This is a genomic window from Paraburkholderia sediminicola, assembly GCF_046030555.1.
GTDB lineage: Bacteria > Pseudomonadota > Gammaproteobacteria > Burkholderiales > Burkholderiaceae > Paraburkholderia > Paraburkholderia sediminicola_E.
Map to the genome: position 1 here is coordinate 1 of NZ_JAQQCH010000028.1, position 11796 is coordinate 11796.

At 60.6% G+C, this 11796-nt stretch carries 11 protein-coding genes; 8 read left to right on the forward strand and 3 right to left on the reverse strand.

Annotated elements, in window-relative coordinates; genetic code table 11:
- Positions 1-115: 115 nt before the first annotated feature.
- Positions 116-1030, reverse strand: coding sequence for a LysR substrate-binding domain-containing protein (locus PQQ52_RS29330; protein ID WP_408219337.1), 915 nt, complete (start codon positions 1028-1030; stop codon positions 116-118).
- Positions 1031-1151: 121 nt separating this feature from the next.
- Here PQQ52_RS29330 and PQQ52_RS29335 point away from each other — a divergent pair, with 121 nt between their 5' ends.
- The 5 genes from PQQ52_RS29335 to PQQ52_RS29355 all read left to right on the forward strand — a co-directional run bounded on the left by PQQ52_RS29335 (position 1152) and on the right by PQQ52_RS29355 (position 6374).
- Positions 1152-2039, forward strand: coding sequence for a HalD/BesD family halogenase (locus tag PQQ52_RS29335; RefSeq protein ID WP_408219340.1), 888 nt, complete (start codon positions 1152-1154; stop codon positions 2037-2039).
- Positions 2040-2078: 39 nt separating this feature from the next.
- The gene (locus PQQ52_RS29340) at positions 2079-3305 is read left to right on the forward strand and encodes a M24 family metallopeptidase (RefSeq protein WP_408219343.1); all 1227 of its coding nucleotides are present in this window, start codon (positions 2079-2081) and stop codon (positions 3303-3305) included.
- 94 nt (positions 3306-3399) lie between these two features.
- The gene (locus tag PQQ52_RS29345; RefSeq protein ID WP_408219346.1) at positions 3400-4437 is read left to right on the forward strand and encodes an ABC transporter substrate-binding protein; all 1038 of its coding nucleotides are present in this window, start codon (positions 3400-3402) and stop codon (positions 4435-4437) included.
- A gap of 104 nt (positions 4438-4541) precedes the next feature.
- Entirely contained in the window at positions 4542-5510 is a 969-nt protein-coding gene (locus PQQ52_RS29350; protein ID WP_408219349.1) for an ABC transporter permease, read from the forward strand.
- Between the two features lie 30 nt (positions 5511-5540).
- Positions 5541-6374 (forward strand): quaternary amine ABC transporter ATP-binding protein, encoded by an 834-nt coding sequence (locus tag PQQ52_RS29355; RefSeq protein ID WP_408219352.1) that lies wholly within the window; start codon positions 5541-5543, stop codon positions 6372-6374.
- A gap of 37 nt (positions 6375-6411) precedes the next feature.
- Here the strand turns inward: PQQ52_RS29355 and PQQ52_RS29360 are convergent, their stop codons facing one another.
- Positions 6412-7950: a tetratricopeptide repeat protein gene (locus PQQ52_RS29360; protein ID WP_408219355.1), complete on the reverse strand. Its 1539-nt coding sequence runs from the start codon at positions 7948-7950 to the stop codon at positions 6412-6414.
- 127 nt (positions 7951-8077) lie between these two features.
- Complete coding sequence (locus PQQ52_RS29365; protein ID WP_408219358.1) at positions 8078-8623, reverse strand: transcriptional regulator; 546 nt, start codon at positions 8621-8623, stop codon at positions 8078-8080.
- A 558-nt stretch (positions 8624-9181) separates the two neighbouring features.
- Between PQQ52_RS29365 and PQQ52_RS29370 the strand changes: the two genes are divergently transcribed.
- The 3 genes from PQQ52_RS29370 (at position 9182) to PQQ52_RS29380 (ending at position 11783) form a co-directional block, all read left to right on the forward strand.
- On the forward strand, positions 9182-9913 hold the full coding sequence (locus tag PQQ52_RS29370) for a sulfite exporter TauE/SafE family protein (protein WP_408219361.1): 732 nt from the start codon (positions 9182-9184) through the stop codon (positions 9911-9913).
- Positions 9914-10169: 256 nt separating this feature from the next.
- Positions 10170-10379: a DUF3311 domain-containing protein gene (locus tag PQQ52_RS29375; protein WP_408219364.1), complete on the forward strand. Its 210-nt coding sequence runs from the start codon at positions 10170-10172 to the stop codon at positions 10377-10379.
- A gap of 18 nt (positions 10380-10397) precedes the next feature.
- On the forward strand, positions 10398-11783 hold the full coding sequence (locus PQQ52_RS29380; RefSeq protein ID WP_408219367.1) for a sodium:solute symporter family protein: 1386 nt from the start codon (positions 10398-10400) through the stop codon (positions 11781-11783).
- The last annotated feature ends 13 nt before the right edge of the window (positions 11784-11796 follow it).

Here is an 11796-nt window from a genome sequence, read left to right on the forward strand (position 1 = left end):
GAGGGGCAACGCCAATAGACCACCGAGAAATCAAGGAAAGGCCAAAAAGCCAGATCAAGAAAAGCCCAAGAAGCCAGATCAAGAAAAACCAACCGCCGAGAGGCAACCAACAAACCTAAGCGGCAAAAGCAACCGCCAAATTGCGCCTCTCAACCACCATCTCCTCAATCAACCCAGCCAGCACATCCACAGCAGGGTCCCGATTAACAGAAGCTCGATGCAACTCCAGATCAGCCGCGGGCAAGGCGGGCAACCCCTCCTGAACCCCTAGCACCCGCCAGTTCTCCGGCAACGTACACCGATCGATAATAGTAACGGCCACGCCGTGGTTAACCGCAACCTTAATCCCGGTAGGACTCTGACTCGTATACACAACCTGATAATGCCGCTCAACCGCGGCAAGCGCTTCAAGCCCCCGCTGCCGATAGCAGCAGGTCTCAGGAAACAAGGCAAGCGGCACCGGCGCCCCGGCCTCCAGAACAAAATCCCGGTGCGCGGCCCACACCACTTCCTCACGCCCGAGATGCCGCCCACTGGTCTGCGACCCGTGCCGCACCACCAAAGCCAGATCCAGCTCCCCTGCCTGCAACCGCTCCAGCAACTCGAGCGACATCCGGCAATGAATATGTGGCCGCGCGCCCGGCCTTAGCGCATAAAACTTCTTGAGCAGCTCAGGCAGCCATAACTCCGCATAGTCCTCGGGCAGGCCAAAGCGGATCACCCCATCGCTATTACTCCGGTTCAGTGCGGCGATTGCCTCGTTCTGCACCTGAATGATGCGCCGGGCGTGAATCAGAAAATTCTCGCCATCACGCGACAAAGCCAGTCGGCGGCTGTTACGCAGAAACATATGAGTTTCCAACCGCTCCTCCAGCGTGCGGATTCGCAGACTGATGGTCGACTGTGTGCGGTGCAGCAGTTTGGCCGCTGCGGTAAACCCACCGCTGTCGACCACGGTAACGAATGCCCGTACCAGTTCGGGGTCCAGAGAACTCAGTTTTGACCAATCGGGTCCGCTGATGGAAGCCATCGGAATTACTCGCTTTCCAAAGAAATTTGGCGATCAAAACATGGGGGCGTCAGTGAGGTGATTGTTGTCGAAAACAATTCGCTTCACAAATCAGTCTGAACCCCTAATCTGGAGTCTCTCCGTGTCAGTCAGTCTTCCTCTTGCCGACGCCGAATGCAACGATTTGAGCGACATCGTCGATACCGGACGTTATCCGTTGCACGATCCGGACCATCCCCGTATGCGCGAGCTGATCGCGAGCTGCCGCGCCCACCTGGCGGGCAACGGCAGCGCGGTGCTGCACGGCTTCCTGCGGCCCGAAGCGCTCGCCCAGGCACGGGCCGAAGGCGTGGCGCTCGCGGCCAAGACCTACTTTTCGACGCGTAAGGTCAACGCTTACTTCACTGCGGACGATCCGTCGCTGCCCGCCGACGATCCGCGCCGCGTCTTCATGGACCGCACCAGCGGCTTCGTTACCCGTGATGTCATCCCCGCGGACGCGATCGTGCACCGCATCTATGTAGCCCAGGCGATGAAACGCTTCGTTGCCGCCTGCCTCGGTGAAGCGCGCGTCTGGGAGTACGCGGACCCCTATGCCGGACTGGTTCAAAACGTCATGCCGCCGGGCACCGAACAGCCGTGGCATTACGACACCAACGAATTCATCGTCTCGATGATGACGCAACAGCCGGAAGCGGGCGGCGATTTCGAGTATTGCCCGAATATCCGTTCGCCCCAGGGCGAGAACTATGGCGACGTGGGCAGCGTGGTGCGCGGCGAGACGCGCGCGCCGATCAACGTGATCACGTTGCAGCCCGGCGATCTGCAACTGTTCAAAGGACGCTTTTCGCTGCACCGCGTCACGCAGGTGCAAGGTGGAATCGACCGGCATACGGCGATCTTCGCGTACTCGCAGAAGCCGGGTGTGATCGGCCGGCTCGAACGCACGCGCCAACTGTATGGACGCGTGTCCGAAATGCATCTGGAAGCCGAGCAACGTCTCGTGCGGGCCGACAACCTCGTCGATTGAAGCTTTTTTCTAAAACCATCCCACATCCCCTTCAAAAATATGACGATTATTCGCCCGACTCACCGCCCCGAAGATTGCGAACCGACCGCGGAAGAAATCGCGCAGATCCAGCGGGACCGGCTCGCCGCGGTGCGCCGCGAACTGAAAAAACGCGATCTGACCGCTGCGATCCTGTTCGACCCCACGCATATGCGTTATGCGACCGGCTCGCGCAATATGCAGGTCTATTCGATGCGCAATCCGGCGCGCTATCTGTTCGTGCCGGCCGAAGGCAAGGTGGTGCTGTTCGAATACGCAGGCTGCGATTTTCTCGCCGACGGACTCGATACGGTCGATGAAGTGCGGCCAGCCACCGCGATTTCCTATTATTTCTGCGACGACATGCTGGGCCGCGTCACCGAACGCTGGGCCGACGAAATCGACGAACTGGTCAAGCAGAGTGGCGGCGGCAAACGCATCGCCATCGAAAGTGCGACGTCGGCGGCTGCCTTTGCATTGCAGGCGCGTGGCTATCAGATCAGCGACGCACAGGAACCGCTCGAACGGGCGCGGTCGATCAAGGTTCCCAACGAGATCAAGATGATCCGCTCATCGCTGCGTGCCGCCGAAGAGGGCGTGCGCAAGCTCGAAGCGGCCCTCGTGCCCGGCATCAGTGAAAACGAACTGTGGTCGCATTTGCACAAGCACATCATCGAAACGGACGGCGACTATGTGGAGACACGTCTGATCAGTTCGGGGCCGCGCACCAATCCGTGGTTCCAGGAGAGCAGCCCGCGCAAGATCCAGACAGGCGAGCTGGTCGGGCTCGATACGGACGTCGTGGGGCGCTTCGGCTATTACGCCGACTTCTCGCGCACCTTCCTGTGCGGTGACACGCCCGCCACGGCGGCGCAGAAAAACCTCTACAAGCTCGCCTATGAACAGATCCATTCGAACATGGAGAACGTGCGCGCCGGCACGACCTTCCAGGAGTTCATCGCGAAAGCGTGGAAGATTCCCGGCCCTTATCAGGCGCGCCGTTATTTCGCGCTCGCGCATGGCGTCGGCATGACCGGCGAATATCCGTACATCGTCCATCGCGAGGACAACGACGCCAAGGGCTATGACGGTGTGATCGAGCCTGGCATGACGCTGTGCGTCGAAAGCTATATCGGTCATGAAGACGGCGGTGAGGGCGTCAAGCTGGAAGAGCAGGTGTATGTGCGCGACGACGGCCGCGTGGAACTGCTGTCTGACTATCCGTTCGAGAAGCGCCTGCTCGCCTGAGCGCACGGCGGGTCCTAACCGGCATGTGAGGCAGAGGTTCGACTTCTCGCGCGTGCCGACTCAATGCAATTCAACGTTCCAAGGGTGATCGACGATGCAATTCAGACAAGTTCGGGCGGTGCTGTGCGCCGCCGCCATGGCCTTGACCGGCGTTAGTGCGCACGCTGCGGATAGCTGGTGCGCGCAGGGCAAGACGGTGCATTTCGCGGGCATTACGTGGGAAAGCGGCTCCTTCGCAACCGAGGTGCTGCGGCAGATTCTGGAGAAGGGTTACGGCTGCAAAACGGATGTCGTGCCCGGCAGCACGGCGGCCACTGAAACCGCGCTGGCGCACAACGACGTGCAGGTGTGGGCCGAACAATGGACCGGGCGCAGCGAGATCACCGCGAAAGCCGTGGCTTCGGGCAGCGTCAAACTGGTCGGCGACACCTTGCCGGGTGGCACGAAGGAAGGCTGGTTCGTGCCCGAATACGTGGTGAAGGGCGATCCAAAACGCGGCATCAAGCCGGTCGCAGCGGGCCTCGTGTCGGTGACGGACCTGCCTAAGTACAAGAGCGTATTCGCGGACGATGAGGAACCGGACAAGGGCCGTTTTCTCAACTGCCCGACGGGTTGGGATTGCGAACGGGTCAATACACGCTTGCTGAAGGTGCTGAATCTCGATGCGAGCTACACCAATTTCCACCCGGGCACGGGCGCCGCACTCGATGCCGCTATCGCCTCGGCGTATCAGCGTGGCGCGCCGATCGTGTTCTATTACTGGGGCCCGGCTGCGTTGATGGCGAAGTACAGGTTCGTCGAACTGAAGATGCCGGCCTATAACGACGCATGCTGGAAGACCTTGCGCGATGAAAGTAGTACCTCGCAGTGCGCCTCCTCGTACATGGTCTCGCATGTCACCGTAGGCGTATCCACGCCGTTCTACGAAGCCGACCCACAGCTCATGTCGATGCTCGGCAAGGTCAGGTTTCCGATGGACTTCCTCAACAGCACGATCCTCGAAATGGGCACGAAGAAACTCGACGGCTCGGCCATGGCCACGCAATTCTTGCGCGAGCATCCGGAGATGTGGAAGCAATGGGTGCCTGCCGATGTCGCGTCGAAGGTGCAGGCCGGACTTGCTGGCGCCTGACAGGCGGTAACGTCAGGCAGATTTTGACGGCACGAGGTCTTGCAACCTCGTGCCGGACAGCAGGTTCGTGCAGCCTGCGGTCCACCTGCAGTGGAGGTTTGATCATGCATTCGTTTTTTCTGCATCTTTCGATTGCCGACTGGGTGAACGACGCCGTGCAATCGTTCGTTACCCGCTACGGCGACAGCTTTCACCAGTTCAGCATCGCACTCTTGCGCTATGTGCTCGTGCCGCTCGAAGGCGCACTGCGGGCCTTGCCGCCATGGCTGATCCTGCTGGCGGTCGGCGCGGTGACGTGGAATGCGACGCGGCGCCTGAGTATTGCCGGTTTCTTCATGCTGCTGCTCTATGCGATCGGTTGCTTTGGGCTATGGGAAAAGCTGATGCAGACCCTCGCGTTGATGCTGGTTGCGACGGTGCTATCGGTCTCGCTTGGCGTGCCGCTCGGCATTCTGACTTCGCGCAGCGCATGGCTGCGGCGCTTGCTGTTGCCGACGCTCGACGTCATGCAAACGCTGCCCAGCTTCGTCTATCTGATTCCGGTGTTGATGCTGTTTGGCCTCGGCAAGGTGCCGGCGATCCTCGCCACGATCATCTATGCGTTGCCGCCGCTGATTCGTCTGACCGATCTCGGCATTCGTCACGTGGATAGCGAGGTGGTCGAGGCGGCGCGCGCATTCGGCACGACGCGCTGGCAGTTGCTGGTCAACGTGCAGATGCCGCTGGCCCGGCCCAGCATCATGGCCGGCATCAACCAGACGACGATGATGGCGCTCTCGATGGTGGTGATCGCGTCGATGATCGGTTCGCGCGGCCTTGGCGAAGATGTGCTCGCCGGCATTCAGACGCTCGATGTGGGCAAAGGGACGCAGGCGGGCATTGCCATCGTGATTCTCGCGATCGTGATCGACCGCATCAGCCAGGGCTATGGCCAGGACCGCCGCGCGCGACGCCTGTTCTCGCAACGCAGAAAGGCCAAAGCGGCTTCGCGCATTCCTTATCGCACGAGCAGCACGAATACGGATGAAACGTCTGCGGCTGAAGGCGGGCTCGAAACCCGCGCGGCCAAGTAGCAGGAAAACGAGGAAAGCAAGGAGAGCGGCATGGCAGCGATTGAAGTCAACCACGTATATAAGCTTTTCGGGCCGCCAGGCAGTCACGCGCGCGTGCTCGATCTGTTGCGAAGCGGCAAGGGCAAAGCCGATGTGCTGGCCCAGACCGGTTGCAATGTCGGTCTGAATGACGTCAGCCTGAATATCGGCGCGGGCGAGATTTTCGTGATCATGGGACTGTCCGGCTCCGGAAAGTCGACTCTGGTACGGCATTTCAACCGGCTGATCGAGCCGACGTCGGGCGAGATCGTGATCGACGGTTCAGATGTCATCAAGCTCGGCGCGCAAGGCTTGCGTGAGCTGCGCCGCTACAAGGTCAGCATGGTGTTCCAGAATTTCGGACTGCTGCCGCATCAGACGGTACTCGACAATACGGCATATGCGTTGCGTGTGCGTGGAGAAAGCAAGTCGGCAGCCAATGAGAAAGCCCGTGTCTGGCTCGGCAAGGTCGGTCTGAACGGCTACGACGAGCACTATCCGGACGAGCTATCGGGCGGCATGCGCCAGCGTGTCGGGTTGGCGCGTGCGCTTGCCGCGGATACGGACGTGTTGCTGATGGACGAAGCATTCTCCGCGCTCGACCCGCTGATTCGCACGGAAATGCAGGACCAGTTGCTACAACTGCAGGCTACGCTGAAGAAGACCATCGTGTTCATCACGCACGATCTCGATGAAGCACTGCGGATCGGTAACCGCATCGCGATTCTGCGCGACGGCAAACTGGTGCAGGAGGGGACGCCCAATGAGATCCTGACGCGCCCCGCGGATGACTATGTGAGGCGCTTTGTCGAGCGCCGCCCGGATCGCGGCACGGCCAGCCATTGATGCACTGCTCGCATGCGCGCGGATAGTGAGCCCGGTTTCACGGCGCACTCTCCGCGAAGTCGGGCAAGCCCTCTTCAGACGCGAGTCTGTCATCAACAGCGAGGCCGCGGCAATCCTGTGCTGGAGCCACCGTCGTTGCAACGGTCTCGATTCCGGCATGACCAAGCGTGTTGACGACGGGACTCGTTTCAGTTTGCATTGCGATGCTGCATCCGCTCGCCTCGAGCAGCGAGGTTGAGTTAGTGGCGCGGCACTCCTTGTGCAAATTGTCGGCCCAGTTCGCAAAGCCGAGGAGCTCGTTCCGCTCTTTCTGATCCCCAAACAGTTCGGCATACCTGGCATAGGCGAGACCCGCGTGCGTCGGATCCATCTCGATCGCGCTCACGTATTCGCGGCGCGCGCCATTGACGTCGTCGAGCAGCTTGAGCGACTCCGCCAGATTGACGTGTGCCTCCTGGTAGTCCGGTTTCAGATAAACGGCTATACGGAAATCGTCGCGCGCGTTTTGCAGATCGATTTTGGCTCCCGTGGAATGACGCTCCGGCGCCTGTCTGGCGAGTGCCAGCCAGGCGCGCCCAATCGCATTGAACGCAGACTCGCGGGACGAGTGCAAGGCAATGGATCGTTCGAACGCACTGATCGCCATCTTGTTGCAACCCATTTCGCTGAGAGCGACGCCCCAGTTATAAAAGCTCCAGGACGACGGGTATTCAGCGGAAAGGCGGCTGACTGCCTTGATTTCGCCTTTGTAATCGTGGTACGCCTCGTCGATCTTCGAGAGTGCGAGGAGGGCCCATTTGTAATTCGGCTGTCCGTCTCCAGCGTCAACGATGCTCGAAAATACTCGTTCAGACTCGGAGAAATCGCAGGCGCCCTTGCCGGCGTAGCAGCGCGCCTGCGCTTCGGCCGACTGATACGAGGCGTAGATATAAGGGCTGTGCTTCTTCAGCACGTCGAGGGAGAGATTGGAGAGATTTTTCTCCAGATCGGCGATTGCGCCTTCGGGCGTGGCGAAACGATACACCTGGCCGCGCTCCACCAGGACCAGATGCAGAACGTAGTGGTCCGGGGTGCCGGTTACGCTGCCCGAGATCGTCGAGACCGGAAGTGGCAGCGCCTCGCGCACGTACTGCAGGATCGTCTTCGCGGAAATGGAGGTGCCGGGCACCGAGAAGTCCGGCATGTCGGAATCGAGCTTGATTTCTTCTTTCGCGGAGGCGGGTATCACGTCTGCCGCGCGTTCTTCGAGCGCGATCAGATGGCCCGCAACAAATGACTGGAACGCGTCGCTGGAATAGCCGATTTTGGCGAACGCCTCGGGCACGTAGATATTTTCGATGAGGGTCTCGCGTGCGAATACGAGCTTCCACATCACGGCCCCGACAAGACAGGCGCCGATCAGAAGCAGCAGGTTCAACGAAACCATGCGCAGATTGGTCGTGAAGGTTGCGAGCCTCGCAAGGCGGTCTTCGTGCGGGGGGCTCGCTTTTCTGGGCGTCGCCCCAGGCTTCTGTTGTGGCTTGGGGTCGGGTCCCGAATGCGGCTGATCGGTTGGCTTGACCGCTTTCAGATGCATGGGGCCATGAGCTCCGCGATGATGTCTCTGTGCGTGCACGCTGCCTCCCCTCGATGAGCCGGCTTCAACAAAACGAAGCTGCGAGGCGAGGATTTAACAATTGGGCGGCCAGCGTGGTCTGGGGCTTTTAATCAGGTCCGCAAGCGTCGCGCGCGATGCCGGGATGTTTCTTGAGTCCATCCCAGCCGAGCGCCGTGACGGTCACCGACCGCGCAGTGGGCGATCGCCGCATCCAGCCCAATGCAAGGAAAACGTCCATCAGCCGGGCGCCTAACGGCCTCGCGACGTGATACCGCCGCTCGGTCCAGTCAAGACATCGGCGCGCATGGTCAGCGTGATCGAACCCCGCATCTCCCATGTCGATGCCGAGTTGCTGCAGCCGTTCGCAACCGGGTGCGGTGAGTGCGTATTGGCGCTCGCCCGTCTCGACGATGAAGGCCCGCGTGAGCATGCTTTGCGTCACCGCGACGCTGAGCTGACCCGCCAGATGGTCGTAGCAGCAGCGCGCGAAACGCAGCGCCTGCGCCGAGCGATTCGGCATAGTGCGCCAGGCCGGGGTGACCGGCCCAACCGACGCGAGGCTTTCAAGCACGTGCGAAACGTGCGCGCCGGCGAGCCGGGAATAGCGATGCCGGCCCTTGCTTTCCACGCTCAGCAAGCCGCCGTCGAGCAAGGTGTCGCATCGGCGTTCGCTTCGCTGATTTCTGGTCTGGTTTTCTACGGCTTGTTTTTCCTGCTTTCGCCGGACTCCTCGCACTCGCAGACGACGCGCCGTATTGGCGTATTGCACTGTGCTTTCCGGCAGTCGGTTTCGGGGCGGGTGTGATTACGCCGGCGGCGACCGCCGCCTTGATGACGGAGGTGGACAAGGCGCCGTCTATCTGGCGATCGGTCTGTCGCTGCTGGCTGCGCTGGTCTGGAGCACCGTGTTAGCAGTGGCGACGCGTTACGCGGCAAGTGATGCCTGGTAAGCGGGTTCGACCGCAAAGTCTCGTGCGTGAGCGGCCCTTGCGACGGCTTCTGACGGCGGTACGGCCATCGCTGCCGGCGACGGCGAAACGGGGCGCTTCGCGCCCCAGCCCCGCTGGCACCATCGAAAGGACTCTGTTGGCACTACGCGGGCGTTCGGAATCCTGCGACGATACCGGCCCTCTCCTGAAGATGTCGTCGTGCGCGGAACGCAGCAATCGATTGGACCTTCGATTCCCCGTTTATAGCGAACAAACGACTCATGAATGTTGCCGATACCCCTTTCGTACTGGGATGTCTGACCCTGGTGACTCTGGTTGCGGGCATGGCAAAAGGTTTGACCGGATTCGGCGGCGCGCTCGTTATGGCGCCGTTGTTCGGGCTGCTGATGCCCGCACCCGAAGCCGGCGTGCTGATCGTCCTGATCCACTTTGCGACCTCGCTGCAAGGCGTGCGCAGCTGGGCGAGCGCGGTGCGCTGGCGCACCGTGATTCCACTCGCGCTGGTCGCAATGGCTTGCACCGCCGTCACGACATGGTGGATGGCAAGCGAGAGCGCAGTCGAGCTTCGCCGCCTCGTCGCGCTCGCCGTCCTTGCATCCACAGTGATGCACATGCGGGGCTGGCGCTGGCTTCACGATAGCGGCTGGCGGCCGACCTTCACAGCAGGCGCCATGAGCGGCGCGCTGACCGCGCTGGGCGGCATCGGCGGTCCGCCGGCCGTCTACTACCTCAACGGCATCGGCCAGGGTTCAGCGCTGCGCGCCAATCTTCTCGCTTATTTTGCGGTGCTCTATGTGGGGGTGGTGGCCCTTTTTGTCGCCGGGCACCAGGTCCACAGGCCACAGCTCAGTTCACTGGTGCTGCTCGTGCCGGTGTTCGTGCTCGGTGTCTCCGTGGGGGAGCGCCTGGGTCCAAAGGTGCCTGTGCGTCGGCTCGAACATCTGGTGAGCGCTTTGCTGCTGTGTTCCGGGCTGGTCGCCCTGGTCACATAAAAGCGCATAAAAACGACGTTGCCACATCCAGGCGAGCGGGTGCAATGCCCGCTCGTGGTCCCTCATGTGGACCAGGCGATTTATTATCGCTGGTACTAGTCAGGTGCATTTTCGGCCACCGATACTGAAATCGTCTGCTATGGCTGCCGTGCCGCATCCGCTCGCCGCGGACCGCTACCACCCGGTGCGGTTTTTAAATGGCAGGCGGAATCAGCAGACATGATTTCATCGATCACAAAAAGCAGACGGAGACTTCATGCTCAAGTTCTTGATTGGGATCGGCATCCCCTATGTCGGGGTGATAGGGCTGCTGCCCTGGGTCGCTTCAGTGGATAGATATGTCCTGGGCGTGCCGTTCATCTATGCGTGGATCTTCGCGTGGTTCGTACTGACGTCGCTCTGCCTGCAGGTGTGCTGGCGTCTGTTCGATCGCCGCGCGGACGATGCACCTTCGCAAATCCACTGAAGCAGCAGGAGAGCCAGGATGTCCAGCGTTGTCTTTCTCGGTTTGATTCTCTTCTCGCTGTATCTGGCGATTCGATCCAGAAAAGGACATGGCGCGCAAAGCGTTCATGACTTCTTTGTCGCGTCCCGGCAGTTTGGCGCGTATCTGGTTTTCTTCCTCGCCGCGGGCGAAATCTACAGTATCGGCACGATGGTTGGCTTTCCGGGCGGCATCTATGCCAAGGGGCCCACTTATGGGGTCTGGTTCCTGGGTTATATCCTGCTGGCGTATCCCGTCGGCTATTTCATCGGACCGAAAATCTGGGAAGCGGGGAAGCGGTATAACGCTATTACGCTGCCCGATCTGTTCAAGGGCCATTACGGCAGCCGCGCGCTGGAAGTAATCGTTGCCGGGTCGGCAATCCTGTTTCTGCTGCCTTGGGGCGAATTGCAATTCACGGGGCTCGTTGCCGCGTTCAAGGGCCTCGGCTGGAATTTTCAACCGCTCTATCTGATTCTGATTTCAGCGATGCTGGCCTTCACCTACATCGCCATTTCGGGGGTGCGAGCATCGGCGTACATTGCGGTCCTGAAAGACATACTGATGGTCGCGGCGATTGTGATCACCGGGCTGGCGGTCTCGTGGCAAGCCGGCGTCACGGAAGTTTTTCACGCCGCGAGCCTGCACGTCAGCAATAGCATGAACGCCAGTCAACTGACGTTTTCGATGAGCACCATGCTGTTCCAGTCGTTAGGGTTCTACGTGATGCCGTTCGCCGTGCAGGTTTTCTTCACGGCCGCGAGTCCGAACACGATCCGGCGCACCCAGGTTGCGATGCCGTTGTACATGCTGATGTATCCGTTCCTGGTCATTGCTTCGTACTATGCGATCAGTCAGAACCTGCATCTCGCGTCGCCCAATGAAGCGTTCTTTGCGGCGGCAATCCGGCTGCTGCCGGGCTGGTTGCTAGGTTTGGTCGCGGCCGGCGCCGCGCTATCCGGCCTATTGGTGCTGACGGGTATCTGTCTCGCCATCGGTCCGCTCGTGACACGTAATTTGCTGCCGAAGATGCCCGAGAGCAAGCAGAAAGCTACTGCGAAAACGGTGATCGTCGTCTACCTGCTGGTCTCGATCGTGATGACCTTGCTGACCCCGAATCTGATGCTCACACTGATCAATACCGCGTACTACGGCGTGACCCAGTTTTTCCCGGGCGTGATGATCATTCTGTTTTCGCTTCGCGTCAAACCGTCCGCCGTTGCAACGGGTATTCTGACGGGCCAGATACTCGCGATCATCCTTTACATCCTTCATGCCGATCTCGGTGGATTTAACCTGGGCCTGCTGTGTCTCGTGATCAATATCGCGGTGACCGCCGTGCTGAACTATGGCTGGAAGCGTAAGGCGGTGCATGCGTTGTCGTGACCGTCCGGTCCGC